The 26727-nt window shown below is 42.2% G+C and carries 28 protein-coding genes and 1 tRNA gene; 12 read left to right on the forward strand and 17 right to left on the reverse strand.

Features of this window, described 5'->3' with window-relative positions; translation table 11 throughout:
* Positions 1–76: 76 nt before the first annotated feature.
* The 4 genes from FTT73_RS02725 to FTT73_RS02740 form a co-directional block, all read right to left on the reverse strand.
* Positions 77–1402, reverse strand: coding sequence for a HAMP domain-containing sensor histidine kinase (locus FTT73_RS02725; protein ID WP_180190971.1), 1326 nt, complete (start codon positions 1400–1402; stop codon positions 77–79).
* A 2-nt stretch (positions 1403–1404) separates the two neighbouring features.
* Complete coding sequence (locus FTT73_RS02730) at positions 1405–2070, reverse strand: response regulator transcription factor (protein ID WP_100534809.1); 666 nt, start codon at positions 2068–2070, stop codon at positions 1405–1407.
* A gap of 153 nt (positions 2071–2223) precedes the next feature.
* Entirely contained in the window at positions 2224–2601 is a 378-nt protein-coding gene (locus FTT73_RS02735) for a NirD/YgiW/YdeI family stress tolerance protein (RefSeq protein WP_005170210.1), read from the reverse strand.
* Between the two features lie 96 nt (positions 2602–2697).
* Positions 2698–4455 carry a GspE/PulE family protein gene (locus FTT73_RS02740; protein WP_180190972.1) on the reverse strand — a complete coding sequence of 586 codons (1758 nt, stop codon included), beginning with the start codon at positions 4453–4455 and terminating at the stop codon, positions 2698–2700.
* A gap of 209 nt (positions 4456–4664) precedes the next feature.
* Between FTT73_RS02740 and FTT73_RS02745 the strand changes: the two genes are divergently transcribed.
* Positions 4665–5915, forward strand: coding sequence for an MgtC/SapB family protein (locus tag FTT73_RS02745; RefSeq protein ID WP_180077750.1), 1251 nt, complete (start codon positions 4665–4667; stop codon positions 5913–5915).
* A gap of 1 nt (position 5916) precedes the next feature.
* Here FTT73_RS02745 and tsaA read toward each other — a convergent pair whose 3' ends face one another.
* Positions 5917–6636 (reverse strand): tRNA (N6-threonylcarbamoyladenosine(37)-N6)-methyltransferase TrmO, encoded by a 720-nt coding sequence (gene tsaA / locus FTT73_RS02750; protein ID WP_180001325.1) that lies wholly within the window; start codon positions 6634–6636, stop codon positions 5917–5919.
* Between the two features lie 105 nt (positions 6637–6741).
* Between tsaA and FTT73_RS02755 the strand changes: the two genes are divergently transcribed.
* Complete coding sequence (locus tag FTT73_RS02755; protein WP_005097483.1) at positions 6742–7521, forward strand: ferredoxin--NADP reductase; 780 nt, start codon at positions 6742–6744, stop codon at positions 7519–7521.
* A gap of 77 nt (positions 7522–7598) precedes the next feature.
* Here the strand turns inward: FTT73_RS02755 and FTT73_RS02760 are convergent, their stop codons facing one another.
* The 3 genes from FTT73_RS02760 to FTT73_RS02770 all read right to left on the reverse strand — a co-directional run bounded on the left by FTT73_RS02760 (position 7599) and on the right by FTT73_RS02770 (position 8856).
* Complete coding sequence (locus tag FTT73_RS02760; RefSeq protein WP_005097486.1) at positions 7599–7775, reverse strand: hypothetical protein; 177 nt, start codon at positions 7773–7775, stop codon at positions 7599–7601.
* Positions 7776–7793: 18 nt separating this feature from the next.
* Positions 7794–8045, reverse strand: a complete 252-nt coding sequence (locus tag FTT73_RS02765; RefSeq protein WP_005097487.1) for a hypothetical protein — start codon at positions 8043–8045, stop codon at positions 7794–7796.
* Positions 8046–8232: 187 nt separating this feature from the next.
* Positions 8233–8856: a cation transporter gene (locus FTT73_RS02770; RefSeq protein ID WP_100329024.1), complete on the reverse strand. Its 624-nt coding sequence runs from the start codon at positions 8854–8856 to the stop codon at positions 8233–8235.
* A gap of 85 nt (positions 8857–8941) precedes the next feature.
* On the opposite strand from FTT73_RS02770, the gene FTT73_RS02775 reads away from it, so the two are divergent.
* From FTT73_RS02775 to FTT73_RS02785, 3 genes are all read left to right on the forward strand, one after another.
* Complete coding sequence (locus FTT73_RS02775; protein ID WP_005097491.1) at positions 8942–9352, forward strand: Cd(II)/Pb(II)-responsive transcriptional regulator; 411 nt, start codon at positions 8942–8944, stop codon at positions 9350–9352.
* 131 nt (positions 9353–9483) lie between these two features.
* A complete protein-coding gene (gene yegQ / locus FTT73_RS02780; protein WP_180190973.1) occupies positions 9484–10893 on the forward strand; it encodes a tRNA 5-hydroxyuridine modification protein YegQ in 1410 nt (469 codons plus the stop codon).
* 2 nt (positions 10894–10895) lie between these two features.
* Positions 10896–11150, forward strand: coding sequence for a YfhL family 4Fe-4S dicluster ferredoxin (locus FTT73_RS02785; RefSeq protein WP_180190974.1), 255 nt, complete (start codon positions 10896–10898; stop codon positions 11148–11150).
* A gap of 266 nt (positions 11151–11416) precedes the next feature.
* On the opposite strand, the gene ahpF is transcribed toward FTT73_RS02785, so the two are convergent.
* The 6 genes from ahpF to glyA all read right to left on the reverse strand — a co-directional run bounded on the left by ahpF (position 11417) and on the right by glyA (position 18532).
* Positions 11417–12982 carry an alkyl hydroperoxide reductase subunit F gene (gene ahpF / locus FTT73_RS02790; protein WP_180190975.1) on the reverse strand — a complete coding sequence of 522 codons (1566 nt, stop codon included), beginning with the start codon at positions 12980–12982 and terminating at the stop codon, positions 11417–11419.
* Between the two features lie 207 nt (positions 12983–13189).
* A complete protein-coding gene (locus tag FTT73_RS02795) occupies positions 13190–14107 on the reverse strand; it encodes a hypothetical protein (protein ID WP_074383319.1) in 918 nt (305 codons plus the stop codon).
* A gap of 33 nt (positions 14108–14140) precedes the next feature.
* Entirely contained in the window at positions 14141–15274 is a 1134-nt protein-coding gene (locus FTT73_RS02800; RefSeq protein ID WP_005097499.1) for a toxic anion resistance protein, read from the reverse strand.
* A 16-nt stretch (positions 15275–15290) separates the two neighbouring features.
* Entirely contained in the window at positions 15291–16082 is a 792-nt protein-coding gene (locus FTT73_RS02805; RefSeq protein WP_005097500.1) for a hypothetical protein, read from the reverse strand.
* A gap of 291 nt (positions 16083–16373) precedes the next feature.
* Entirely contained in the window at positions 16374–16778 is a 405-nt protein-coding gene (gene rnk / locus FTT73_RS02810; protein ID WP_005097501.1) for a nucleoside diphosphate kinase regulator, read from the reverse strand.
* 503 nt (positions 16779–17281) lie between these two features.
* The gene (glyA, locus tag FTT73_RS02815; RefSeq protein ID WP_005097502.1) at positions 17282–18532 is read right to left on the reverse strand and encodes a serine hydroxymethyltransferase; all 1251 of its coding nucleotides are present in this window, start codon (positions 18530–18532) and stop codon (positions 17282–17284) included.
* A 538-nt stretch (positions 18533–19070) separates the two neighbouring features.
* On the opposite strand from glyA, the gene FTT73_RS02820 reads away from it, so the two are divergent.
* The 3 genes from FTT73_RS02820 to FTT73_RS02830 all read left to right on the forward strand — a co-directional run bounded on the left by FTT73_RS02820 (position 19071) and on the right by FTT73_RS02830 (position 21084).
* Positions 19071–19769, forward strand: coding sequence for a 3'-5' exonuclease (locus FTT73_RS02820; protein ID WP_180000653.1), 699 nt, complete (start codon positions 19071–19073; stop codon positions 19767–19769).
* A gap of 100 nt (positions 19770–19869) precedes the next feature.
* Positions 19870–20535, forward strand: a complete 666-nt coding sequence (locus FTT73_RS02825) for a hypothetical protein (RefSeq protein WP_180190976.1) — start codon at positions 19870–19872, stop codon at positions 20533–20535.
* Between the two features lie 198 nt (positions 20536–20733).
* Positions 20734–21084 (forward strand): hypothetical protein, encoded by a 351-nt coding sequence (locus tag FTT73_RS02830; RefSeq protein ID WP_005170170.1) that lies wholly within the window; start codon positions 20734–20736, stop codon positions 21082–21084.
* A 161-nt stretch (positions 21085–21245) separates the two neighbouring features.
* Here the strand turns inward: FTT73_RS02830 and FTT73_RS02835 are convergent, their stop codons facing one another.
* On the reverse strand, positions 21246–21464 hold the full coding sequence (locus FTT73_RS02835) for a hypothetical protein (RefSeq protein WP_074383323.1): 219 nt from the start codon (positions 21462–21464) through the stop codon (positions 21246–21248).
* Positions 21465–22337: 873 nt separating this feature from the next.
* On the opposite strand from FTT73_RS02835, the gene FTT73_RS02840 reads away from it, so the two are divergent.
* Positions 22338–22511 (forward strand): hypothetical protein, encoded by a 174-nt coding sequence (locus tag FTT73_RS02840; RefSeq protein WP_005097508.1) that lies wholly within the window; start codon positions 22338–22340, stop codon positions 22509–22511.
* A 37-nt stretch (positions 22512–22548) separates the two neighbouring features.
* Here FTT73_RS02840 and FTT73_RS02845 read toward each other — a convergent pair whose 3' ends face one another.
* Both FTT73_RS02845 and FTT73_RS02850 read right to left on the reverse strand, forming a co-directional pair.
* On the reverse strand, positions 22549–23466 hold the full coding sequence (locus FTT73_RS02845) for a LysR family transcriptional regulator (RefSeq protein ID WP_005097509.1): 918 nt from the start codon (positions 23464–23466) through the stop codon (positions 22549–22551).
* Positions 23467–23951: 485 nt separating this feature from the next.
* Positions 23952–24027, reverse strand: a tRNA-Arg gene (locus FTT73_RS02850).
* Between the two features lie 178 nt (positions 24028–24205).
* Here FTT73_RS02850 and FTT73_RS02855 point away from each other — a divergent pair.
* The 3 genes from FTT73_RS02855 to queF are packed head-to-tail and all read left to right on the forward strand — an operon-like array spanning position 24206 to position 26726.
* A complete protein-coding gene (locus FTT73_RS02855; RefSeq protein WP_180190977.1) occupies positions 24206–25141 on the forward strand; it encodes an ABC transporter ATP-binding protein in 936 nt (311 codons plus the stop codon).
* Positions 25138–25911: an ABC transporter permease gene (locus FTT73_RS02860; protein ID WP_005097525.1), complete on the forward strand. Its 774-nt coding sequence runs from the start codon at positions 25138–25140 to the stop codon at positions 25909–25911. Before FTT73_RS02855 ends, FTT73_RS02860 begins: the two co-directional genes overlap by 4 nt.
* Positions 25911–26726 (forward strand): NADPH-dependent 7-cyano-7-deazaguanine reductase QueF, encoded by an 816-nt coding sequence (queF, locus tag FTT73_RS02865; protein ID WP_180049270.1) that lies wholly within the window; start codon positions 25911–25913, stop codon positions 26724–26726. Before FTT73_RS02860 ends, queF begins: the two co-directional genes overlap by 1 nt.
* Position 26727: the final 1 nt, after the last annotated feature.

Here is a 26727-nt window from a genome sequence, read left to right on the forward strand (position 1 = left end):
CGATAACACTCTAATCATAATAAACGTGGGAACCAGCAGTATGAATCAGCGCATACTGCTTTTTTAGCGAACTGAATTACGATTTGGCAAAACTGAGTATAACTTTCAGTCCGCCCAAATCAGAGGCCGCAATCTCAATTTCTGCTGCGTGTAATTGCATGATCTTACGACAAATCGACAGCCCCAAACCCGATCCTGAGGTACGTGTGCCTAAAGCACGATAAAACCGTTCTCCCAGATGTACCAATACTTCCCTTGCTATGCCTGTTCCCGAATTTTCAATCACTAAGCGCAAACGCCCTGCGGCATCAACATCTGTTTTTATCTCAATCCTACCTTGTTCTGGGCTATAGCGAATTGCATTATCCACCAAGTTACGAATGCAGCTAAAAATTGATTCTGCATTTGCCATGATCTGGCCATCGTCTATGCTCAGCTGCCATTTGATCTGTTTCTCTGCGGCAAAAGGCTGCAAGGCCTGTAATACCTCCTGAACAATCATTTTCAGATTTACGGCCTGTTGCGGCAACTGCTCTGCTTTTTCAGGATCCAGACGTGCCAATAAGAGTAAATTCTCCAGCACTTGCGTACCACGATTGACATCATTTTGAATCAGTTGCAGGGCTTGCGGCAACTGGGCATCATGCTGATATTGACGTTTCAATACCTGCAAACGCATCTGAATGGCAGAAAGCGGCGAGCGTAATTCATGCGATGCATCGGCAGTAAAGCGCTGTTCGGCCAGCAGTGATTTTTCCAGCCGGTTCAGCATGGCATTTAACTGCTGCACAATTGGTTGCAATTCCGTGATTTCAGGATCTGGACTGTTGACCGGACTTAAATCTTCGGCCGACTTGGAACCTATGGCGCGGGAAATATTATTTAGAGGTTGTAATTGATGTTTCACGACAACATGTAAAATCAGCCATTGCAATAACCAGAGTATCAGTAAAATTCCGGCAAAACTGAAGGTGGTTTGCCATAACTCGTTAAAACGTACCGATAAAGGCTGCAGTACTTTGGCCTGCAAGCCATCCTCTTTAGCAGTTAAAATCCGGATAAAACGGCCATTTTCATAAGCAAACTGAAAGCCACTGTGTTCATTAACCCGCACACTGTTAATCAAATCATCATCGATGGACGTGGTCAAAATATCCTGATTGAGCAATAGCGCATATTGAATATCGAATTGCTCGCTGATTTCATCGACCTGATCACCTTTGGCCTGTCTGATATCACCAAGTAAAAGCTCGGAAATCTGTTCCATCAAATCATCATGCAGCTGAATGGCTTGATAACTTGAAACCCCGAGTAACAGCAACCACGCCAACAATCCTGCCAGCATGGAGCTCAGCATGGCATTCTTGATCAGGCGAGTTTGCAGGGAGACTGGTGCAGACATATTTATGCCTCGGGTTTATGCATGCGATAACCCAAACCACGGATGGTTTTAATCATCTGGCTGCCAATTTTTTTACGTAACTGGTAAATAAACACTTCAATGGCATTACTTTCAATTTCATCCCCCCAGGCATATAGCGATTCCTCCAGTTGCTCGCGGGTAATGACATGTTCCGGCTGCTGCATCAGTTTATATAAAATCTGAAATTCTTTCGCAGTCAGATCAATCGGCTGTCCAGCCTTGTTCAGGGCCTTGGCCTGGGTATCCAGACTTAAATCCTGCCATTTCAGAATATGATTTGGCGTTTGCTGTTTCAGTCTTAACTGCGCGCGCACCCTGGCAGAAAGCTCTTCCAGACTAAAAGGTTTGACCAGATAATCATTGGCACCCAAATCCAGACCTTCAACCCGGTCATCAATACTGTCCCGGGCAGTAATAAAAATCACCGGTGTATCTTTCTGTGTGCTGCGTAAGCTTTTTAGAATGTCATCTCCAGTCGCATGTGGTAGTCCGCGATCCAGTAATACGCAGTCATATTGATGCTGTTCGATGGCCAAAATGGCATGATCGCCACGCTCGACCCAGTCAATCACATAGCCGTCCATTTCCAGCCAGGTCTGAATACTTTCTGCCTGAGACTGATCATCTTCTGCCAAAAGAATACGCATGCTGTGCTCCGCTTTGCCAATCTCTCTATCTTGCCCTGAAAAACCTCCAGACTCAAAAAAACCACATGCTTTTTTGTATGATTTGCATGTGGTTTTTTACAATTTTAGAATCCAGAGCAAGCTTCAGATTCAATTCATCTGCTCATATTAGAATTAGAAACGAAGCTGCTCGACATCAATTTCAACACGTTTTGCCGGTTTATAGTCAATATCCACTTCACCGATAATGGTCACTGGCGTTTTGGCTGAAATCGGTTTGCCTTGCCACAGTTCATCATCGATTTCTACGGTAATGCTGCCTGTGCTGTCACGGAACTGATATTTTTCATCACCAACCGCTTTAACCACATAGCCTTTAAGCTGAACCTTGCTATCATCTTTCATGCCTAGGGCCTGTTGCACTGTCATCGTTTTCGCAAAAGCAGCCTGATTTACCACGGGTTGATTCACGGCTTCATTACTTGCAACTGCGGCTGTCGCAATTGAACCCATCAGTGCGGCTGCTAAAACTGTATTCATCATCATTTTCATGGCGTATACCTCTTTGTGTATCTGTGCTTTGTTTCGATAATGCTATTAAAACAGCCGAAGATGAATTGAAACTTAAGATTGCTTCATCTTTAAAAATTAATTTAAAGGTACCACTCTCAATACTTCTTCCAGTGTGGTCATTCCTTCTACGACCTTACGCGCACCCGCGATACGCAGCGGTTCTACCCCTTCTTTTTTTGCCTGCTGGCGTAGCTGGTTTAAGTTAGCGTCGGCCCCAATCAGCTGCTTGGTTTCCAGACTCAGGGGCATAAATTCGTAAATACCAATCCGGCCTTTATAACCGGTATGACGGCATTCCTCACAACCTACGGCTTTAAAAACAAATTCCGGACGCGGTAAAGGATAGTCTGCCGCCAGATGCTGCCATTCCTGTTCATTCAGGAAGCTTTCCTGCTTGCAGTGTGGGCAGAGTTTACGCACCAGACGCTGCGCCAATACCCCGAGAATGGTGGCTGCGGTCAGAAAAGGTTGCACGCCCAGATCATGCAAACGGGTCAGACTCGACGGCGCATCATTGGTATGTAGGGTAGATAAGACCAGATGCCCGGTGAGTGCCGCCTGGATCGCCATATTGGCCGTATCCTGATCACGAATCTCACCGACCATGATAATGTCCGGATCCTGACGCATCAGCGCGCGCACGCCATCGGCGAAGCCCAGTTCAATACCGTTATTGACCTGCATCTGGTTGAAACTCGGTTCCAGCATCTCGATCGGATCTTCAATGGTACAGACGTTGACCTGTTCCGTCGCCAGCTGCTTCAAGGTCGAATACAGTGTTGTGGTTTTACCAGAACCAGTTGGCCCGGTGACCAGAATGATGCCGTGACTGTGACTGGTCAGATTATTCCAGTCATTGAGTAAATGCCCTTCAAAACCGAGTTGCTGAAAACTTCTGACCAGAACTTCCGGATCAAAAATCCGCATCACCAGTTTTTCGCCAAATGCGGTCGGCAAGGTCGACAGACGCAATTCGGTTTCCTGTCCTTTCGGCGTTCGGGTTTTCAGACGGCCATCTTGTGGTTTACGCTTTTCTGCCACATTCATCCGGCCCAGAATCTTGATCCGGGAAATTACCGCTGTCAGCGTATTGGCCGGCATGTTATAAATGGTATGCAACACCCCATCGATTCGAAAGCGAATCTTGCCCGTACCTTTGCGCGGTTCCATATGAATATCACTGGCACCCTGCTCAAAGGCAAATTGCAGCACCCAGTCCACCAGTTTGACAATATGCTGGTCATTGGCATCCGGATTTTGCGAATCACCCAGTTGCAGCAAGGCTTCGACGCCTTTGTTTTCCCGGTCATAGGCCGAGGATTTTTGTGAGCCACTGACGGCACGGCTGACCTGATAATATTCGACAATATAACGTTGTAACTGTTCCGGATTCAGCAGCACCCGTTGGATTTTTTTCGGGGAAATATTCTGTTCAAGATTAGAGACCCATTCAGTCTTATACGGCTGATCGGTCGCGATCAGAACTTTATCGGCCTGAATCTCAACGGCCAGAATATGGTTACGTAGTGCATATTCCTGTGACATGACATGGGTCAATGCCTGCACATCAGCTTTGAGCGGATCAATGATATAGAACATCAAGCCGGTTTTTTCTGCCAGCCATTGACATAAACGGTTCAGGGTCAGCGTTGTTTGAGGATGAGATTGATCGACCAGATTAAAATTGGCAATCCACTGTAAAGGGTGCCATTTTAATTGTTCACGTTGCCGATGAGTGGTTTGTACCAGCATTCGGTCGCGTTCACTGATTTTACCGTCTTTAAAGAGTTGGTCTAGACACCATGCCGTATCAATTTCAAAGTCAAATTTCATTATTATCAGTCCCCAAACTTGCCTCCACTATAACAAGTTTTTGCAGTTTTTCGCATGCTCCCCACCTGTTGAATGTACGTTTCTATTTCAATCTCAAAAAGAAAGTAAATAATGGATTTAATTACTACCGCAACATTTTTGATCTATGCAAACTCTATCTCGTCGCATATATTTTTAAATAATCAACTCTTAGCTTGCTGAGGTCACAGATGGATTTGACTGCGGTTCCCCTGCATGCGCATTCTTTTCATGAACTGCTCACGATACTCACCTCGGCATTAGGCTGCGGCCTATTGATTGGTCTGGAGCGGGAACGGCATAAGCAACGCGAACAGCAACCGAGTTTTGCCGGCTTACGTTCCTTTGCAATCTGTGCTTTATTGGGTGCACTGTGTTTCCTGTTTGGAATCGTGATTGCTGTAATAGGTGCTTTGATCGTGGGTGGCATGGTCATTTTATCTATCAAAAATCAACCAGATGATCCGGGCATTACCACAGAGCTTGCATTTGTGATGACCTATTTTATTGGCGCCATGTGTTTATGGAATATTCCTCTGGCAGCCGGTCTTTCTGTGCTCTTAACCGGTATTTTGATGGCCAAACATACCATGCACAATATTGCCGGAAAATGGATTAAAGAAGCCGAATTCAGGGATGGACTATTATTACTGGCCTTGATTTTGATTGGTCTGCCGCTGACCCCTGATCGCCCTTTTTGGGGAGAAGTGCTTAACCCTTATATTATCTTAAAATTACTGACCTTAATTTTAGTGGTACAAGCTCTGGCGCATATTGCGAAACGCTTTTTTTCGACTAAAAATGCCCTGATGCTGTCCTCCATTGCTTCCGGTTTTGTTTCCAGTACGGCGACCATCGCTCAGTTAGGTTTACAGGTCCGTAAAGGTGAAATGGATGCACGATCGAATGCCGGTGCCGCGCTGATGTCCTGTATCTCGACCATTGTACTGCTATTGATTGTGGTTGGAGGGGTATCATGGAACTGGCTGAAAATCCTGCTTTTGCCCTCTTTAGTTGCCGTAATCCTTCTGGCAGCCTGTGCATTTTTATTATTGCGCAAGGCAAAACCTGCGCCGAGCATGGAATCATCAGACAGCCAGATGTTCAGCTTAAAAGAAGCTGTGATTATTGCAGTCACATTAACATTGATTCAGGCTGGAGTTTACGGACTGGAGGTCTGGCTCGGGGATGCCGGCCTACTGGTCGGGACCTTACTCGCCTCTCTGTTCGAGATTCATGCCGCAATGGCCAGTGTCGTCGTTCAAGGTGATCCCTCCAATCTCCGTTTGATTTACGCCCTGCTTTTAGGTCTAGGTGCTCATGCCCTGGCCAAGTCAGCCAATGCCGCTTTGACCGGTGGCTGGAAGTTTGTCCTTTATTTTGCGCCTGTGCAGATTTTGCATATGGCGGCGTTGATCGGCTTATTGTGGTGGAACCTATAATCTAGAAAGGAATATGCTGGATAGCAACAATTACCACTTGCTGAGCATAAATTTTGAAATGAATATCAACGTTTGCAAACCTCATCCCATATACCCGTTCTTCATCTTCCTGATACGCTGGTCTTGGATCTAAAGATAAGACAGCTTCTAGTTCCTGAATCGTCTGCACAGAAATTTTTCCATTTCCTAGTAATTGTTGCTTTTGCTGCTCCGCTTCATCACACCAGATGACGGTTTTACGTGATGGTTCATCCTGTGCATAACCGCTTTGTGCTTCGATGATAGCATCCGAATATTGAATATAAGGTTTGATATCCATAATTGGCGTGCCATCCAGCAAATCACTCCCCGTGACATACACCTGAACATGCTTGCCAACCTTTCTCACTTCTTTGAGTTTGACCACAGATAAACCAATCGGTGATGGACGATACATGCTGCGTGTAGCAAACACGCCTATTTTCTTGTTACCGCCCAAACGTGGCGGACGCACTTGTGGACGAAACTGGCTATTGTCCTGGTTTTTATTGTCATGAAATTGCCAGATCAGCCAAAGATGACTAAAAGCCTCAATTCCTTCAAATGCCAGCAAATCATTATAGGGGCCGACCATTTCGATATAACTTTCGACCTGCACCAGATTGGGCTGCCGTGGAATACCAAATTTTTCTTTGTAGGGTGATTGCATATAACCAATAATCGGCAACTTAATTTCAGTCATCATCACTTTTTTTGATAAGCTCAATTAAATATATTCAGTTTATAGAGAATGGATTTAGTTTAGAATAGCAAGTTGTTCTAATTTGATAACTTATTGAGACCTTTAATGGCTGCTTTTAACGTCGAAAAGATTACTCACGTCCACCACTGGAATGATACTTTATTCTCTTTTAAAACGACTCGTGACACTGCTTTACGTTTTAAAAACGGTCAGTTTGTAATGATCGGCCTTGAAGTCAATGGCAAGCCCTTAATGCGTGCATATTCAATTGCAAGTGCCAACTACGAAGAAGAGTTAGAGTTTTTCTCAATTAAAGTGCCGGATGGCCCACTGACTTCCATTCTACAAAAAGTAAAAGTCGGCGATGACATCCTGATTTCTAAAAAACCGACAGGTACTTTGGTGCTAGATGACCTGAACCCAGGCAAAAACTTGTATCTTCTGTCTTCAGGCACTGGCCTTGCACCATTCTTGGCGACCATCCGTGATCCTGAAACTTATGAACGTTTTGAAAAAATCATTATCGTGCATGGTACCCGTTTCATTTCTGAACTGGCTTATCAAGATTTAATTTTGAATGAAGTACCAAATCACGAATTCTTCTCTGAACTCGGCGCGAAAGAAAAATTGGTATACTACCCAACCGTAACCCGTGAAGAATATCCGAACCAAGGTCGCGTTACGACTGCAATTGAAACCGGCGAACTGTTTGAAAAAATTGGTCTGCCACGTTTTAACCCGGAAACGGATCGCGCTATGCTGTGTGGTAGCCCGGCCTTCCTCGACGATGTGGCTGCACTTCTAGACCAACACGGTCTAAAAGAGTCACCTAAAATGGGTGTTCTAGGCGATTACGTGATTGAACGTGCATTCGTGGAAAAATAAAATCTGATTTTAGATGATCAGAATTAAAAAACCGAAGCTTGAAGCTTCGGTTTTTTATTTGAATCGGAGTTAAAAAATTAACGATCACGACCTTCCTGATTGGCAGAACCTGAACAGCCTGCGCCACCACCAATGATAAAACCGCTTTCTGCCTTACATGAACCGATCATACGGCCATGCGAGTCAAATGTAGTCACTGTCGATGCACAGCCTGTTAATACCAGTGCCAGTGCAATAAGTGCTGATAATTTCATGATATTCCCCTGTATTCTTTATGGCTTTAAATTAATCTGGTTTTGACTTGGCAGTGCTGGCAACAAACCCGTCTTGGCATCCACGCTATTGTAATTCACACCCATCGCATTACCTGAACCACCACAATGGGCACTTGCAGTTGAAAGCAGACCGCGTGTTGCTTTACATGATCCAATCACCTGACCGGTGGCATCATAAGTGATGACCATAGAGCTACAGCCCGTCATCAGCACCATGGCCGCAAGTGAAAGTAGTTTTATGAAGTTCATTGTCCCCCCTCAAAAACAATAAAAATTAAATGGTTAAGTTATATTGCTATTCTATAAATTTCGCGGATGATTCTTTCTAAAATTAGTGGATTTGTAAAGCTTTATTTTTCATCTATTTAAAATATACAGGCCATAAAAAAGCTGCCCGTTAAGCAGCTTTTTTAGGATTAAACTTAAATATTCAGAATCAGGCTGACTCATGTCCTAATGCCCGTTCTGCCAGTGCCTGCTTCACAATCTGATAACCCGCAGTTAAACCAAGACTCGCCATAATCATCGCCACTATTATATCTGGCCACAGACTGCCTGTACCAAAAACCCCGACTGCTGCCAGAATCACGGCAGCATTGCCAATGGCATCATTTCGGCTACACAGCCAGACTGACCGCATATTGGAATCACCTTCGCGAAAGGCATAGAGAATGACTGCCGTAAATACATTTGCCAGCAATGCCAGTACGCCAATCAAGCCCATGGTCAGTGCCTCTGGCGGAATGCCTTGCAGATAGGCATAAATGACTTTTCCCATGATCACCAGACCAAATAAGGCCATGGTCATTCCCTTGAGTAAAGCGACTGTTGCGCGCCAGTACAGACTTGCACCGATGACCGCCAAAGAGACGCCATAATTGACGGCATCACCAAAGAAGTCCAAGGCATCGGCCCACAAAGCCGATGAATGTGCATAGGCCCCACCAATCAGTTCTACCACAAATAAAGTCAGGTTCACCACCAAGGCAATCCATAACGCCGTTCTAAACTTACTGTCAGGTTTGGGTGGAGCAGGTTCATGACTACAGCTACAGGCCATGTTGATCTTCCATACTTTCGTGCAAAAAATGAGTTAAAATAATTAGAAACTATGGACTAACTCCAAGGTCAAGCAGGAGCGAGCAATGTCAGTCTATTTAATTTCAGAAATAGCCAAAAAGACTGCTTTAAGCACAGATAGCATTCGCTTTTATGAGAAGAAAGGCTTGATACAGCCGAATTTTCGAGCAAGTAATCGCTATCGTTATTATGGTGAAGAAGCCCTGAAAAGGCTGCTTTTTATCAAACGCTGTCGTGCTTTGGACATGTCCTTAAAAGAGATTGAAGCCCTGATTAAACTCGAACAGAATCCGCAGCAGGAATGCGGTGCAGTGAATCAGCTCATCGACCAGCATTTAGAAGATATCTCCAAAAAAATTAGGGAATTACAGCTATTCGAACAACAGCTGATTGCACTTCGCAAAAGTTGTAATGTCCCGACCACCATTGATCATTGCCAGATTTTAAAAATGCTCGAACAGACTGAAAATAATTGAATATTGAATAATTTTAGTGCTTCATTTCACTCAAAATAAAACATTCTTTTTATTCTAAATTGCTTATTTCCGAGTAATTTACTGGGTTGAATCCAAATTTTAGATGGTTAGAATAAAACCGTACTTTTTATATGTCTTTCGATTCCATCATGAGCCTGACGACCGTTACTGAACTCCTCTCACCTGCCGGTTCACTGAAAAATATGCGCTATGCCTTCGCCTATGGTGCAGATGCAGTCTATGCAGGTCAGCCGCGTTATAGTTTGCGCGTTCGTAATAATGAATTTGATCATGACAATCTGGCGATTGGCATTCAAGAAGCCCATGAGCTAGGTAAAAAGTTCTATGTGGTCGTCAATATCCAGCCGCATAATTCCAAACTGAAAAATTTTATTCGTGATCTGGAACCTGTGGTGGCGATGCAGCCGGATGCGCTGATCATGTCTGATCCGGGCCTGATCATGATGGTGCGTGAACATTTTCCAGAAATGGATATTCATCTGTCTGTGCAAGCCAATGCAGTGAATTGGGCAACGGTAAAATTCTGGAAAAATATGGGACTCACGCGCGTGATTCTGTCACGTGAATTATCGATTGAAGAAATTGCTGAGATTAAACAGCAAGTACCGGATATGGAGATTGAGGTTTTCGTACATGGTGCGCTGTGCATGGCTTATTCCGGCCGTTGCATGCTGTCTGGTTATATGAATAAACGTGATGCCAATCAGGGTGCGTGTACCAATGCCTGCCGCTGGGAATACAAAGTTCTGGATGCGAAGGAAGATGAAACTGGTGATGTGATTCCAGTGAAAAATCTGGATTCAGGCTGCTGCTCTCAAGATGCCGACGAAGCACATATGCAAGCACAGCATCAATTTGATGAACCGATATTATTACAGCGTAATGATGAAGACATGTTTGCTGCCGAAGAAGATGAACACGGCACTTATTTCATGAATTCTAAAGACTTACGTGCGGTACAACATATCGAGCGTCTGATCAAGGTCGGGGTACATTCCTTGAAGATTGAAGGCCGGACCAAATCCTATTTTTACTGTGCCCGTACCGCACAAATCTATCGTAAGGCCATTGATGATGCGCTTGCGGGCCAACCATTTGACCCAGCATTGATGACGCAATTAGAAGGTCTGGCCAATCGTGGGTATACCGAAGGTTTCCTGCGCCGTCATGTGCACAGTGAATATCAAAATTATGAAAATGGCTCTTCAAGTTTTGACCATCAACAGTTCTGCGGTGAAGTCTTAGAACGTAACGGTAACTCCATCAAAATTGATGTAAAAAACCGTTTTGTCGTGGGTGATTCCTTAGAGCTGATGACGACGCAAGGCAATATCAGCTTTGTTTTAACCGAAATGAAAGACAAAAAAGGCAATCTGATTTCTGAGGCTAAAGGCTCAGGTCATATCGTCGAGATTCCGGTTCCGGCAGATGTAGATATGCAATATGCGCTGCTGATTCGCAATCTGCCGACATCGACTATAGATATTTCGGCATCGTCACTGGCTTATCAGGCGAGTTAAACATGGCGCTGCTGATTACCGAAAAATGCATCAATTGCGATATGTGTTTAGCAGAATGTCCAAATGATGCGATTTATGAGGGTGCGAAAGTCTATGAGATTGATGTGAACCGTTGTACGGAATGTGTCGGCTTTTATGAGCGCCAAACCTGTGTAGATGTATGCCCAATTGAGTGCATTGTGCCACATCCTGAGCATGTAGAGATGCAAGAGCAACTGTTAGAAAAATTTAAAGTCTTGAATTTGTTCCAGTCTTAAATACTGATCAAACATTGGAATAAATATTGCATTGAATAAAGACAACCTTGGGGAAGGCTGAATAATAAGAGTCAAAACAAAAACAGTACAGAGGAAAGAAACAGCCAGAAGCAATTGGGGATGCTTCTGGCTGATCTAAAAAAGGAAGCAAATATAACAATAAAAAAAAGGAACTCTGGTGTTAGCGTCCGGAGTTCCTATAAAAAGGTATAACAAAGATAATCGAGATCGAACACCAAGGTTTTGGGGAACCTTGGTGTTATTTTTTACTGACCTGAGCGGATGATGTAATCAAATGCAGACAGTGATGCTTTCGCGCCTTCACCTGTGGCAATGATGATCTGCTTATACGGAACAGTAGTACAGTCACCCGCCGCAAATACACCTTTCACATTGGTTTCGTTGCGTTCGTTAATCAGGATCTCACCACGATTTGAAAGTTCTACCGCTGTTGCTTTTAAGAAATCGGTATTCGGCAACAAACCAATCTGTACGAAGATACCAGCCAATTCAACAGTGTGCTCTTCATCTGTTACACGGTCTTTGTATTTCAGTGCAGTCACTTGTGAACCGTCACCCACCACTTCAGTCGACAAGGCATTTTTAATCACCGTGGTGTTTGGCAAGCTTGTTAATTTGTCTTGCAATACCTGATCCGCACGAAGCTTGCTATCAAACTCAACCAAAGTCACATGCTCTACAATCCCTGCAAGATCAATCGCAGCTTCAACACCTGAGTTACCCCCACCGATTACCGCAACACGTTTGCCTTTAAACAGAGGACCATCACAGTGTGGGCAGTAGGCCACACCACGGGTTTTGTATTCCTGCTCACCCGGAACATTCATTTCTCTCCAGCGTGCACCGGTCGACAGAATCACGGTTTTCGACTCCAGTTTGGCACCATTCTCTAAAGTCACTTCTACCAGACCATTCGTTGTTTCATCTGCACCTTTGATGTTAGAGACACGTTGCAGGTTCATGATGTCAACACCGTATTCACGTACATGTGCTTCCATTTCAGCAGCAAACTTGGGACCTTGAGTTTTTTGAATCGATGTATAGTTTTCGATGTCCATGGTGTCCATGACCTGACCACCCATGCGTTCAGCCACGATACCTGTTTTAATGCCTTTACGTGCTGCGTAGATGGCAGAGGTATTGCCCGCAGGGCCACCACCAATCACCAGTACATCAAAGGCATCTTTAGCATTGAGCTTTTCAGCCTCTTTTGCTGCAGAGTTGGTGTCCAGTTTCGCCACGATTTCTTCCAAAGTCATACGACCTTGACCGATATGCTGGTTGTCCTGGAACACCATTGGAACTGCCATGATTTTGCGTTCTTCCACTTCATCCTGGAAGAATGCCCCATCAATCATGGTGGCTGTTGTGCCCGGGTTGTAAATTGCAATCAGGTTTAAGGCTTGAACCACATCCGGACAGTTATGGCAGCTGAGTGATACAAATACATCAAAATCAGATTTGATTCCTAAGCCTTTAATCGACTCTAAAACTTCAGCAGATACTTTCGGTGCATAACCAGAGCTTTGCAGTAAAGCCAGAATCAGTGAGGTGAATTCATGCCCCATTGGCAGACCTGCGAAGTAGACCCGTGGCTCTTCACCTGCTTTGGCAATACCGAAACTTGGTGCACGTTGGTTTGTACCATCAAAACGTGCAGTGACTAAATCAGATAATGCAGCCACTTCCTCAACCAGTTCTTTGATTTTTGCAGATTTGTCGGAATCATTTAAAGTCGCAACCAGTTCAATCGGGCTTTCCAGACGTTCGAGTAGTGTTTTTAATTGGGCTGAAGTATTTTGGTCTAACATGGCTAACGTCTCCAAAGGAATAAATATTTATTTGATAAAGCGATATTAGTGCATAAATCAAAATAGGTAAAACGGTTTGTTTTTATATTATAAATCGTTTTTTTAGATCACTGGTTTGATAATTATTTTTGGTATTTCAGCTTTTAATTTTTATACTGTTTCATCAGCAGATAAAAAATGCTCCTAAACAGGAGCATTTCTAAAACATTAATTTATCCGTTGCTCGATACGCAAGGATCGGCCTTTGATTGAATTGGCCAAGAAGAACAGAACCAAACTCAGAAATGCCGATAAAATGGCCACTCCAATAATCACCAGATAAGTGATCTGACTCAACTGGTTTGCCTGTTGTACTTGCGTATTTACACTCTTGGCAACCGGTGTCATGGCTTGACCATAGATCTGTTGCTGCATGGTCCAGAGTTGTTCTGGCTTAAAGCCATATTGCTCAAATTTTGCATCCTGCTTTTCTGCTTCTACCAGATTGAATACATAAGGTTTTGCAGCCGATAAATCTTGCGGTTTATGCAAAAGTGCTGTTTGTGCCAGTAAATAAGATTTTACCGGTGCGGCAATCTCTGAATCGGCGAGGTATCGTGCAATTTCACTGTCATTGATATTGCTATCGTAATACACCACCTGCTGATAAGCATCATCCCGGTCATTCCGTAAATCATGCTGCCAGTAAGTTAATCCCGACCAGATCACGATAAAGGCAATTAGCCAGGCGACAAATTTCAGCACAAAAGACTGAAAGCGCACATAAAAGAAACGCAGTTTCTTTAATAGGCCAATGATAAAAAATGCACCGATAAAAGAAGCAAAAATTTTAATAATCAGCCAGCCAAACCAGCTCAGCAAACTAAAAAAATAATCCGGACTATCACCAATACTGGCCAGCGTGGCATCTACACTGACCGGTAAATGTAACTGCTGCACTTCAGTACTCAGGCCAAAAAAGCCATAGACCAGTTCCTGCTGAAAAAACAGACCAATGATGGAGGCAATAAATACCGTAGAACTGGTGATACCCAATAACATCAAATTGCGTTGACGTTTCTTGAGCGCAACCACGCCTTGCTTGATCTCACCAGGAGACACCGCATATTCATCTAAGGGAGGCAATCTTTACTCCTTTTAGATCTTCAACCACAATATTTAGTTGGGCTTTGATCCGCTCGTACTTGACTCAATCACCAAGTGATTCAGATTATCCTGTAAAGCCTTTAAACGCACGGTTGCTTCTGTGCGTTTTTGTACACCTTCTTTCTGAATCTGTATCACATCATTGACTGTTTTAATGAGGGTGTTTTGCACATGTTCAAGCGTTTCGATATCAATTACGGAGCGCTGATTGGCTTTTGCGGTATCGACAGAGTTCTGATGCAATAGATCTGCATTACGGCGCAGCAGTTCATTGGTGGCATCATCAATGGTATTGGCCAGCTGGACACTGTTCTTTTGTTCACTCAGAGAAATGGCCAGACTGATCTGGTTTTTCCATGCCGGTAAAGTAATATTTTTAATCGCATAAAACTTGTCGACCAGCATCAGGTTGTTGGACTGGATAATCCGGATCATCGGCAAGGTTTGCATGGCAGATTGCTGCAAAACCTGCAAATCGCTGACCCGTTTTTCCAGATTATTGGCCAGATGGTTCAGATCATAAATTTTCTGTGTTGTGGTTTGATCTTGTGGCAAAGCGGTTAAAGCGGAGATTTCCTGCTGTAGCTCCTGCTCACGTAAACGGCCGGCTGCAATATGTACCCCGAGCTGTTTATATTCATCCTGTACCCCGTCAAACATTTTATCCAGGGTATCTACACGCGCTTTCAAACCGGACTGCGAGGTTTCAATTTCTTTGACCAGCACATCGAGCTGCTCTTTGGTGGTATTGAAATGTGCATCAAAGTTGCCTTTTGCGCCTTTGAACTTGCTGATGATATTGCCAAAAAAACCTGAACTTTTCTTTTGACTTAAAATGCTGCTGGTATTCAGTTGCTGGGCCACCTGCACCACCTGATTCAGTTTCTGCCCTGTTGCATCCAGATCTCTATTTTGGACCAGATTCAGTAATTCATCAGTATAGGTCGAGGTTTTGGTCGCAATATTTTTACCATACTCAGCCACGCTGTTATGACTCATATCCTGCAATTCTTTACGTGCTGCCAGTACTTCCTGAAAGTCAGCAGGTTGCAAGCCCAGTTCTTTCAGATCCATTTGCTGAAATTTTTGTTCGACCAGTTCATTCGAGCTTTCAACAGGTAAATTTACTAAATCAGACTTGGTCATGGTTCACCTTATATTGTTATGTTTTCGAGGGTTTCTCGAGGGATTTTTTTAACGTTTTAATCAGACTTTCACGGCTATTATCAAGTTTTTCCAGATCACTTGTCGAGTGCTTGCTCTGGCTTTGTTGGACATGATATTGCCAAGCCGGAATCAAGACCTGTTGCGCTTCTTTAAAGCGGTCTAATAAGCTAAAGGACAGCTGCTGTGAAAGCTGCATCTGGGTAATGGCAATGTCATTACTGCTTTGCAAGGTACGCAGTGTATTGATTTTCTTGGAAAGCCGCTCAGAAAAATTATCCAGTGGATGCTGGTTTTTGATGAACAGCGGATATTCTGATAAAAACTCGTCTGCCGCGACAATATGCTTGGCCATCTGCTCACGTAGACCCAAAAGCTGCTGAAAACGGGCCTGAGATTTCTGGATTTCAATCTGTAACTTACGACTTAAGTGATCTGCTTGATCGAGTAAACGGTCCAGTCGCTGATAATATTCAACCTGACTCGAACCATAATCTAGATCGATCCCAAGCCATTTTTGTAGTGCATTAAATTTACGTTTTTTCAGATATTTTTTAGATTCTGCCAAAGCCTGAATCAATTGCTCAATGGTCTGGCTCAGCTGTTGGGTCAAATGCGGATCGACCCCATTTAATAACACCGATTGTGCCTGAATCAGAGAATCCGCATAATGATTCAGTCCATATTGATGGCTCAGTACAGGCACAAGTTCATTACGTTTGATCGCCAGTATTTCTTCACGATCAAAAGACATGTCAGTCAAGGCGGGTAAAGCTTCAAATCGCGACATGACGAAGACTGTATCCTTTTAGAGAGATTAAATAAAAATCTTGAATATCCTCGAATGTAGCAAAAAAACAGACCACGTTGTGTATATTTATCCAGAAATTCGTTACATCACTTTAACTAAATCCATGTTTTATCTTTATTTTAATTATATTTTTTGCAATGAAAGCAAATGTGTTTGATAAATTTTGCTGTACTGCTAGCTTAGTCTGATGAAACTCTTGAACATCAATCATAAATCATAGATGAAAAAAGCCATATTACTATGGCTTTTGAGCATGCGTTCAAGACAATATCAGAGATAATCCCCGGTACTCTCTGGCTGATAAAGCACTTTTTCAATGGTCACTTTCATGGTGTGGCCATCTGGTTGTGGCCATTCAATGGTTTGACCTTCGGCTAAGCCCAGAATGGCTGCGCCTATCGGTGCAATCACATTTACCTGACCTTTATCACCTTTAAACTCATGTGGGTAAACCAGTGTGACTTCCACAGGCTCTGGAGACGGTGCAATAGTCAGTAACACACGCGAATGCATGGTGACAATATTACTTGCGATCTCCGCGGGGCCAACTATTTCAGCACGTGCCAGTTCATCTTCCAGACGAATCATGGTTTCGCTCAGCTTGGTCTGATGCTCAAGCATGGTTTCCAGACGATCTAAATCCTGCTGAGATAAAATAATAGTGGTTTTATTCATCCTGATTACCTTTGTTAGATACCTAAATAAAAAATTAATGAATCAACAGCCAACAGGAACACCAAATACAGGTTGTGCCCATATTTGAATGATTCCTATAAATACAATGTTCAGATTTAAAGAAAATGATCTCACTCACAGCGCTTATTGCACCAACACCTGAGCTCGTCTGAAATTTGCATAAAAATTTTCAGGTACTAAGCAGAATGTACAGGGTGGATCTAAAAAGCTGGCAATGAATAAATCAGTTCTTTTAAATATTTAAAAATGAGATTGGTCTATAAAAAACTTTAAGCCAGATTCAGAAAAACGCAATATGATTTTGTTGATGACTCATTTTCTTGTCCTATCAACATCAGCTATTAAATATTAGGCCTGAATCATGGTGCGATATAGATATAGTTTAACTCGAATTGCGCTAAACCAAATCCTGATTTTTTCTCGTCATTTTAACAGCTATAAAAAAAGCTCCCGGTTGGGAGCTCCTTTCCGATTAAAACCGATTATGCATAAACTGGGAATTTAGCACATACAGTTTCAACCTTCGCTTTCACCGCGTTAATGACCGTTTCATCACCTTTCGCATCCAGAATGTCAGCAATCCAGCCCGCAAGGTCACGTACTTCAGCTTCACCGAAACCACGGGTTGTTACTGCAGGTGTGCCGATACGGATACCTGAAGTTACGAACGGAGAACGTGGATCGTTTGGTACAGAGTTTTTGTTCACAGTAATGTGAGCAGCACCTAACCAGGCATCCGCTTCTTTACCTGTGATATCTTGTTTGATTAACGACAACAAGAACAAGTGGTTCTCAGTACCGCCAGACACAATATCATAACCACGAGCGATTAGCACTTCAGCCATGGCTTTTGCATTCACCACAACTTGTTTTTGATATTCTTTGTATTCAGGCGCCATCGCTTCTTTAAAGCAGATCGCTTTCGCTGCAATCGCGTGAACCAAAGGACCACCTTGGTTACCCGGGAATACAGCAGACTGTAATTTTTTCTCGATTTCTTCGTTTGCTTTCGCAAGGATTAAACCAGAACGTGGACCACGAAGTGTTTTGTGAGTCGTGGTCGTTGTTACGTCAGCAATTTGCACTGGGCTTGGGTAAACGCCAGCAGCAACCAGACCTGCAACGTGCGCCATATCAACAAACAGGTAAGCACCCACTTTGTCCGCGATGTCACGGAAACGCTGCCAGTCTACGATTTGGCTGTATGCAGAGAAACCTGCAACGATCATACGTGGCTTGTGTTCCACCGCTAAACGTTCAACTTCTTCATAGTCGATTTCGCCAGTTTCTGGGTTTAAACCATATTGAATCGCGTTATATGTTTTACCAGAGAAGCTTACTTTTGCACCGTGAGTCAAGTGACCACCGTGAGCAAGGCTCATACCCAAAACTGTATCGCCAGGGTTAAGAAGCGCTAAGTAAACCGCTGAGTTTGCTTGTGAACCAGCATGTGGCTGAACGTTAGCATAATCAGCACCAAAGAGTTCTTTAGCACGGTCAATCGCCAATTGTTCGATCACGTCTACGTATTCGCAACCGCCATAGTAGCGTTTACCTGGGTAGCCTTCCGCATATTTGTTAGTGAGTTTTGAACCTTGAGCTTCCATGACTGCTGGTGAGCAGTAGTTTTCAGAAGCGATTAGCTCAATATGAGCTTCTTGACGAGCATCTTCATTCGAGATTGCTTGAGCTAATTCTGGATCAAATTCAGCAATAGAGATATTGGCAAACATTAGCGAGGTCCTATTGATTTAGGGCTTTTAAGCCGTGCTAAGATTGGCGCGTATTGTAGCATGAAGTTTTGCATTTTCGATCATGAACTTTCTGCAGTTTTTTATAAATATTGCTCTAGCCTTTAGAAATCATGACCAATTTAAGTAAAATCAAATTATTGAATTGGCGTTAAAGTTTTTAACTTTTAAAATTTTGAGCATTTTTTATTCCTTCACCATCTAGTCTTGCTTGAAATGTGAAAAGACTGGTTTTCTCGAGCGCTTTGCAAGCATTTTAAAATGAGATTCAAGCTAAGTTCCGCTTACCTTTTTATCCCCTATAAACCTAGAGCAGCGACTTCGTGGTAATCCCTAGAACATTTCAGGTGTACCGCTAAATCTTTTCCTGCATGAGAGTTCTGAACCTTAACCTGCAGCAAAATTGGATTTATTAACAGCATTCTTTGCGCTAAAAAGTATATTTTTTAATATTCAGCCTAATCTTTTTCCCAATTTATCGTTAATATGAGTCTGTCTCTTCTTTTATGGTGCTCAACGCATGCAGGCCATTATTCTTGATACCGAAACGCATACTTTAAATGGTCAACCCATTGAAGTTGCCTATGCGCCTGTCGCAATTGTAGACCATAAAATCAGTATGGATAAAAGCCGCCTGTTTGATCAGCTCTATTCATGTGACGAACCCATTTCTTTTGCCGCCATGGCGGTGCATCATATTCTGGAATCTGATCTGGAAGGTCAGCCACATTACAGTACTTTTCGTCTGCCAGATGAAACGATTTATATGATTGGTCATAATATTGATTATGACGTTCGTGCCGTCGAAAAATGTGGGGTAGATACCTCGAAAATTAAAGCGATTTGTACACTGGCTTTAGCACGTCGGGTCTGGCCAGATGCAGAAGCACATAATATTTCTGCACTGATTTATATGATTACCAAAGGCAGTGAACGAGCACGTGAAATGATCCGTAAAGCGCATCGTGCCGATATGGATATTATTTTAACTGCCAACATCCTGATGCATATCGTACACCACCTGAAAATTAACAGTATGCAGGAGCTGTTCGATGCTTCTGAAGATGCCCGAATTCCACGTACGATTAACTTTGGTAAACATCGCGGTAGCGCAATTGCAGAGCTTCCTGCCGACTATGTGCAATGGCTATTGCGCCAAGATGAACTGGATCCTTATTTGCGTAAGGCTCTCGAAAATACAGCGATTAGCACGCTTTAAACCCCTTAAAACAAGTATCTGTTTTTTAATATATTCTTCATATTATTGTAATTATCCCAGACTATGCTCTAGCTGAATTTAGTGAACAACTCATTCAGCTATGATGCATTTTTATAAAACTCAACGTGGGGTCGAGGTGCTACAGAATCGCTCTATCCCCTTGACCGCACGCCAACGCCGCTTATTGGTGCTAATCGGCAGCAAAGATTTTGATCTGTTACATGAGAGATTAAAGCAGCAACTAGCTCCCGCCGAGCTTTTAGAGCAACTTTGTGAAATGGATTTAATTGTTCCGGCTCACACCAGCATAATATCAAACAGTCCACATCAGACCGGCATAGAAGTCGATACCAAAATCAATTTGGCGCATTCCGAGATTTACCGTCCCTTAAATTCACCTCTGCCCGTCCCTTGTGTAACCGAGAACCGCAAAAACCTCCTAGTTCCTATCGAAGAGCTGAAAGAAAATTCATCTATTGAAACAAATCCAGACAATCAACCTCATCTACCTGAACCGCAAGCTTTATCTTTTGAAGACCTCAAATATCTGATGATGGAAAGCTTACAAAAATATTGTGGCTTGATGGCCAAACAGCAAATTCAGCATATTTTACAGGTACAGGATGTGCGCAGTTTAAAAATGTGCCAAATACAGTGGATCACCTCATTGCAGGAAAGCCGACTTCCTCCGCAAGAATTGAATCACATTCTGAAACAGATCAATTTCTCTTTGGCACAATTACAGCAAAATCAAGCTCATGAATAAGCATGTCTTAGTCTTTTAAACTCTTAAATGAGTAACTTTAGCAATCAAGCAGATTTGGATTTCAAATATAGATAATTGATTTTATATCATATTTATATTATCTCTAAATTTAAATCCTGAAATATCAGACTTAAGCGGGATAGAAAAAACCTGAAAATCTCGCCATATAGTGATCATTAAAATCCGCTTGGTTGCTATATGCCACATTATTTAGAATTCGATGCGTTTGATAACCCCATGCAACTGAGCAAGGTGGGCAATTGGGTCATTACCTTTTTAAGTCCGGCTGAAGAACTAGAACTTGTGCAACTGGCAATTACCTATGTACTGCCCCGCCAGCTCAGTGACAGTTTACAACCGCGACGTGTAGTGATTCAAAAAAGCTCTATCGAGCACCATTGGCTGATTCAAGCCATTGAATGTTTTGACAGTAATACTCGTCAGGAAATTTCTTTAAGTCCCGAACATATCACCGCTCAGAAAACCTTAAAACAGATTCTGCAAGAATTTGAAAAATATGATGTGAATGTACAACTTAAGCACATCTAATTTCTGGCTCACCTCGGTGGGCTTTTTTATTAATAGGGGATAAATTTTGCTTTTCTGCATTCATTAAAAACTCACCAGGAAGGTGAGTTTTTAATGGCTAAACCTGTAATATCGGATAGATGGACTCAATTTTTTCACCTTTGTATAACGTATTGATCCAGTTATTCTACGACTTTATAAATATTTGAAGACTTTTGACTTTCAAATAACAGTTCAATACTCGGTAAAATAGTTTCGCCATCTACCACGATATGTTCAATTTTTTTTACCAGATCAATTGGATCATGCTGATGTTGCTCTACAAATGAACGTAATAAAGCTTTCGCCTCAATGACCTTGCTAAATTGGTCTTTCACCTTTATATCAATAATCTTTGACATTTTCCTCTCCTTTCTATTTTCTAAGTTTCCATTTTTTATATCACACTTAAATCGCTTATTTAACGTCAAGATGTTAGCGAATTTAGCAATGTAAACTTTTTTATATGAATCAATTAGAAAAGAAATTATCTGGAATCATTAAACAAAGCTTTATAACAGACATTAAAAAAGCTCGCATTGCTGCGAGCTCTGTGTTGGATGGCTAGTGCTAGATTTATTGTTTGGTGATCAACATCAAACTCAACTAACTGTCATTGATCCGTCCAACTTATCGGTAGCGTCTTATTGGTTTTACGACCTACCATGAATTCAATATAGCAACATTTTTCAGACCTACAAGCCCTCTTTACACTTCTAAAAGAAGACTCATACAAGATTTAAATTGTCATTTTTCAAAACTAAATTATGATATTTCAGGCTTATTAATTTCCAAATATTATTCTTTTTAGAAGAAAATATTTTTAGAATAAATATATGATTTCTATAAAATTTTAATTTAAGTTAATTTAGCTCAATATGTGTTCACATCATCCTTTATTAATTTATTCAGTTTTTTAAAATTTATTTTTTTAAATTATTGAGAATAATAAGCGCTACTCAGAAATTAGCGAACCTCTACAGGAACCGCTGTAATTAGCCGAATTAAAAGTAATTTTCTTATAGATATAATCCATTGTTATTTTGAACATAAAGCACTAATTTTTATTTAAAATGTACTGTATAAACACACTTATAAGCATCACAATTTGTAAAATCAAATCAGTTATAAAACAACAGTGTAATAAAGTCGCTCATATACAATAAACAAATGTACTCAAACCCGATATTAAATCGATCAAAACAAATTTATATTTCTAGAAAAGGTATATTGCGATGACTCATCCAGATGAAAAAATTAATGAAGAATTTCCAGAAGAGGAATTGGACCCACAAGAAAAACAGGATCGAGAGATGCAGCGCGGCCAGCTGGGCGTAGATAAAGACCCTCAGGTAAAAAGAGACCAAATCCGTCAACAACATCAGGATGAAGAGGAACAGAATCCTTAATATTCATATTATTGAGCCTGCTCCTTTGAGATTAGGATCAAGTGTAATACTGTGCCCGCTTTTTAGAGAATCGGTCAAGCTGCTTTAAGAATCCCTCAAAGTAATCTTTCTGTTTTTCTTCAGTTCGATAACCTGCATATAAAGTACGGCGTAAGCCTTCAGGGGCTACACAATCCAGACGGCGCGAAGTCACCCAGCCCTTCTGTTCATATTCATTTACCACCCAATCTGGCAATGCCGCAATCCCACGACCACTGGCAACAAGCTGAATCAGCATTTGAGTCAGATCGGTCGTCCGAATCTGTTTTGGCAAAATATTCGCAGGAATAAACAAGCGTGACATGATATCCAGACGATGCTTATCTACCGGATAAGTTACTAATGTTTCTTCTGCCAGTTCCTGCACCGTAATCTCTTGGGCACGTACTAAAGGATGTGTATTAGACAACACCAAACGTGATTCATATTCAAATACCGGGAAATATTCCACACCTTTGAGTGCAATCGGATCGGCAGTAATCAGTAAGTCAAACTCGCCCGTTTGTAACAATTCATGCGGATTGGCTTCAAAGCCCGAAGCAAAATCCAAATCAACATCTGGATATTGGATACGATACTGATTCAAAAGTGGCATTAGCCAGTCAAAACAACTATGACACTCTGACGAGAATATAATACGGCCTGTCTGTCCATGCACAATACGTGTGATATCACTTTGCGCTATCTGTACTTGTGGTAGCACATCATCAGCCAGTTTCAACAAACGTAAACCTACATTAGAAAAACTCACAGGGCGACTACGGCGATTGACCACTTCAACCCCGAACCATTGATCGAGTTCGCGCAATTGGTGAGACAAAGCTGAAGGTGTTAAACAGAGATCTCCTGCTGCTGCAACCAGTGATCCATGTTCTCTTAGCGCTGTCAGTGTTTTTAAATGTCGTAGTTCTATCATATGGCTTACCCAAAAAAATACAGAAACCAGCTACTCAAGCTTGGTGAATAGCATAATCTATTTCAGGATAATTACTTTAATATTTTCACGTTTAAATTATTTTAATGAATTTTACTCAACAAATAATCTGTTCAAAAATGGGTTTATTAAAACATTTGAGTTATTTCATCCTCAAGATATTCAAGAGTCGTACTCTGCATTGCAATCAGCTCTCGTATTCAAAATATTCAAAGCCGTTGTGAATTAGCGTATCAAATCAAAATATAGAATCAGAATAAGTAAAAGAAAATGAGCATGTCATTTGTTTGTCTGAAAACTTTTAAGATTATTTTCGAGCAGTATCGAATAAAGTGAAAAGACAGAGTTTGAGATTCGATTTAAGCAATACAATCTATATGGTGGCACTGAATAAAATGTTTTATGAAAAGCAATCTGGTATAAAGATTTAATTTAGAGAGATTTTTATGTTGTAAGAAATAAGAAAATGGTGCGCTCAGCGGGACTCGAACCCACGCCACAGGCTTCGGAGACCTGTACTCTATCCAGTTGAGCTATGAGCGCGCGATGCACATCATAACAAAAAAAATCATAAGGTAAAGCAACTATCTATAACTTCGTCATTTTATGCTTAGACTTTATACAATGTTCCAAAACAGCAACACAGAATTCCATGTGAATCACTTGGCTTATTTTCCAAGATCACTCACAATATCTCAACTTTTCACCATTTGAGATATTCATGACTGATGCACTGATCTTAAGAGATGTGTCAAAGACCTATCGCAATGGCTTTCAGGCATTAAAAGGAATCAACTTAAATGTACCAGAAGGTGAGTTTTATGCACTTCTGGGGCCAAATGGCGCCGGAAAATCCACCACCATCGGTATTATCAGTTCATTAACAAAAAAAACCGCCGGCACAGTCGAAATTTTTGGTCATAACCTGGATACCCATCCCTCCCAAGCCAAACAGTGTTTAGGTGTGGTTCCTCAGGAATTTAACTTCGCCCAGTTTGAAAAAACTTTCGACATTCTGGTGACGCAAGCCGGCTATTACGGGATTCCTAAAAAAATTGCACAGCAACGGGCTGAACTCTATCTGACCAAGCTGGGCCTATGGGAAAAACGTGCAACGCAGGCGCGTATGCTGTCGGGCGGTATGAAACGTCGTTTGATGATTGCACGTGCCATGATGCATGAACCGAAACTTTTGATTCTGGATGAACCAACTGCGGGTGTCGACATCGAATTACGTCGTTCAATGTGGGAGTTTTTGAACGAGATGAATGAGCAAGGGACATCCATCATTCTCACCACCCACTATTTAGAAGAAGCCGAAATGCTGTGTCGCCGCATTGCGATTATCGATCGTGGTGTGATTAAAGAAGACACCAGCATGAAGAGCTTCCTAAGTCAGCTGAATGAAGAATCCTTTATTTTTGATCTTGCAGCAGCGATTGAACCTTTGCATCTGGAGATTATCGGGGTACGTTTTAATTTAATCGACCCGATGACCTTAGAAATTACCATGGACAAGGCACATAGCATGAATGATCTGTTCCAGCTATTGGAATCACAGAATATTCAGGTACGCAGTATGCGTAACAAATCCAATCGTCTGGAAGAGCTTTTTGTCAAAATGGTCGAAAAAAATCTGGATGGAGCTGCGCAATGAACATTAATCAACTCAGCGTAGCTTTATATACCATTGTATATAAAGAAGTCCGCCGTTTTATGCGGATCTGGCCGCAAACCTTGTTACCACCTGCCATCACCATGAGCTTGTATTTCGTGATTTTCGGCAATCTGATCGGTTCGCGGATTGGAGACATGGGCGGCTATAGCTATATGGAGTTCATTGTGCCCGGTCTGATCATGATGGCCGTGATTACCAACAGCTATGCCAACGTCTCTTCCAGTTTTTTCAGTTCAAAATTTCAAAAGAGTATTGAAGAGCTGGTCATGAGTCCAGTACCGATGCATGCCATTCTTTGGGGACATGTGCTGGGCGGTGTGATTCGTGGAGTACTGGTGGCGATTATTGTTAGTGCCGTAAGTTTGTTTTTTGCGGATCTATACATTACCAACTGGTTTGTGACGATTTATACCGTATTGATTACCTCCCTGCTGTTTTCTTTGGGTGGTTTTATCAATGCCGTCTATGCCAAATCTTTTGATGATATTTCGATTATCCCGACCTTTGTTTTAACGCCACTGACTTATTTAGGCGGTGTGTTTTATGCAATTTCTGCCTTAAGTCCATTCTGGCAAAATTTATCTTTGATCAACCCTGTGGTGTATATGGTCAATGCCTTCCGCTATGGCATTTTAGGACATAGCGATGTCAATGTAACTGTTTCACTTGCAGTGGTCACCTTATGTTGCGGCCTGCTCTATGCATTGGCCTATCATTTACTCTCCCGTGGTTCAGGAATGCGTGAATAATGAGTGTAGAACAATCTCTCCTTGGTAAAGACACCAATTACCCGACAGAATATCAGCCGGATGTTCTGTTTCCAATTTCGCGCGCGCCTGCCCGTGAACAATACGCACATGTCGACGCGATTCAGCAAGGCACCGACTGGTGGCATGTTTTTGAAATTTCCTGGTTAAATTCAGCCGGTGTGCCGCAAGTCGCAATTGGACGGATCAGCCTGCCTGCTTCTTCGCCGAATCTGATTGAATCCAAATCACTCAAGCTCTACTTTAATAGTTTGAATTTTGCCAAATTTGAATCTCAAGCTGACTTTATCGCCACGGTGGAAAAAAATTTATCTGCTGCGGCTGGTGCAGAGATTACGTTAGATTTATTTCAGGTTGATGACTTGGAAGTTGCCAAGCCTGAAGGCATCTGCATTGATGAACTAATTCCGGAACGTCTGGAAAATCATCCTGATGCGAGTCTTTTGGCTCTGGATGCGAACCATACCGAAGAAGTTGAAATCCAGCTGTATTCACATTTATTAAGAAGTAACTGCCCAGTCACTGGACAACCGGATTGGGGTACAGTATTTATACGCTATCAGGGCAAAAAACCTTGTTATAAGAGTATTTTGGCTTATATTATTTCTTATCGTCAGCATAACGGTTTTCACGAACAATGCGTGGAGCAGATGTTTGCCGATCTCTGGCAACAACTGAAACCGGAAAAGCTGATGGTCTACGCAACCTATACACGCCGCGGTGGATTGGATATCAACCCTTGCCGTGTATCGGATTTAACATGGATGCCTCGCCCTATTCGATTAGCGCGACAATAAA

Origin of the sequence: Acinetobacter sp. YH01006, from assembly GCF_013420445.1 — a bacterium.
GTDB classification, from domain to species: domain Bacteria; phylum Pseudomonadota; class Gammaproteobacteria; order Pseudomonadales; family Moraxellaceae; genus Acinetobacter; species Acinetobacter pseudolwoffii.

Coding starts and splice junctions, on each gene's coding strand:
- FTT73_RS02800 (WP_005097499.1), bottom strand. CDS start 15,274: ATGACCAAGTCTGATTTAGTAAATTTACCTGTTGAAAGCTCGAATGAA.
- FTT73_RS02725 (WP_180190971.1), bottom strand. CDS start 1,402: ATGTCTGCACCAGTCTCCCTGCAAACTCGCCTGATCAAGAATGCCATG.
- rnk (WP_005097501.1), bottom strand. CDS start 16,778: ATGAATAAAACCACTATTATTTTATCTCAGCAGGATTTAGATCGTCTG.
- FTT73_RS02740 (WP_180190972.1), bottom strand. CDS start 4,455: ATGAAATTTGACTTTGAAATTGATACGGCATGGTGTCTAGACCAACTC.
- FTT73_RS02755 (WP_005097483.1), top strand. CDS start 6,742: ATGGCTGCTTTTAACGTCGAAAAGATTACTCACGTCCACCACTGGAAT.
- FTT73_RS02805 (WP_005097500.1), bottom strand. CDS start 16,082: ATGTCGCGATTTGAAGCTTTACCCGCCTTGACTGACATGTCTTTTGAT.
- yegQ (WP_180190973.1), top strand. CDS start 9,484: ATGTCTTTCGATTCCATCATGAGCCTGACGACCGTTACTGAACTCCTC.
- FTT73_RS02855 (WP_180190977.1), top strand. CDS start 24,206: ATGACTGATGCACTGATCTTAAGAGATGTGTCAAAGACCTATCGCAAT.
- tsaA (WP_180001325.1), bottom strand. CDS start 6,636: ATGACTGAAATTAAGTTGCCGATTATTGGTTATATGCAATCACCCTAC.
- FTT73_RS02745 (WP_180077750.1), top strand. CDS start 4,665: ATGGATTTGACTGCGGTTCCCCTGCATGCGCATTCTTTTCATGAACTG.
- FTT73_RS02770 (WP_100329024.1), bottom strand. CDS start 8,856: ATGGCCTGTAGCTGTAGTCATGAACCTGCTCCACCCAAACCTGACAGT.
- FTT73_RS02825 (WP_180190976.1), top strand. CDS start 19,870: ATGATGCATTTTTATAAAACTCAACGTGGGGTCGAGGTGCTACAGAAT.
- ahpF (WP_180190975.1), bottom strand. CDS start 12,982: ATGTTAGACCAAAATACTTCAGCCCAATTAAAAACACTACTCGAACGT.
- glyA (WP_005097502.1), bottom strand. CDS start 18,532: ATGTTTGCCAATATCTCTATTGCTGAATTTGATCCAGAATTAGCTCAA.
- FTT73_RS02820 (WP_180000653.1), top strand. CDS start 19,071: ATGCAGGCCATTATTCTTGATACCGAAACGCATACTTTAAATGGTCAA.
- FTT73_RS02735 (WP_005170210.1), bottom strand. CDS start 2,601: ATGAAAATGATGATGAATACAGTTTTAGCAGCCGCACTGATGGGTTCA.
- queF (WP_180049270.1), top strand. CDS start 25,911: ATGAGTGTAGAACAATCTCTCCTTGGTAAAGACACCAATTACCCGACA.
- FTT73_RS02775 (WP_005097491.1), top strand. CDS start 8,942: ATGTCAGTCTATTTAATTTCAGAAATAGCCAAAAAGACTGCTTTAAGC.
- FTT73_RS02765 (WP_005097487.1), bottom strand. CDS start 8,045: ATGAACTTCATAAAACTACTTTCACTTGCGGCCATGGTGCTGATGACG.
- FTT73_RS02785 (WP_180190974.1), top strand. CDS start 10,896: ATGGCGCTGCTGATTACCGAAAAATGCATCAATTGCGATATGTGTTTA.
- FTT73_RS02830 (WP_005170170.1), top strand. CDS start 20,734: ATGCCACATTATTTAGAATTCGATGCGTTTGATAACCCCATGCAACTG.
- FTT73_RS02845 (WP_005097509.1), bottom strand. CDS start 23,466: ATGATAGAACTACGACATTTAAAAACACTGACAGCGCTAAGAGAACAT.
- FTT73_RS02835 (WP_074383323.1), bottom strand. CDS start 21,464: ATGTCAAAGATTATTGATATAAAGGTGAAAGACCAATTTAGCAAGGTC.
- FTT73_RS02760 (WP_005097486.1), bottom strand. CDS start 7,775: ATGAAATTATCAGCACTTATTGCACTGGCACTGGTATTAACAGGCTGT.
- FTT73_RS02840 (WP_005097508.1), top strand. CDS start 22,338: ATGACTCATCCAGATGAAAAAATTAATGAAGAATTTCCAGAAGAGGAA.
- FTT73_RS02730 (WP_100534809.1), bottom strand. CDS start 2,070: ATGCGTATTCTTTTGGCAGAAGATGATCAGTCTCAGGCAGAAAGTATT.
- FTT73_RS02860 (WP_005097525.1), top strand. CDS start 25,138: ATGAACATTAATCAACTCAGCGTAGCTTTATATACCATTGTATATAAA.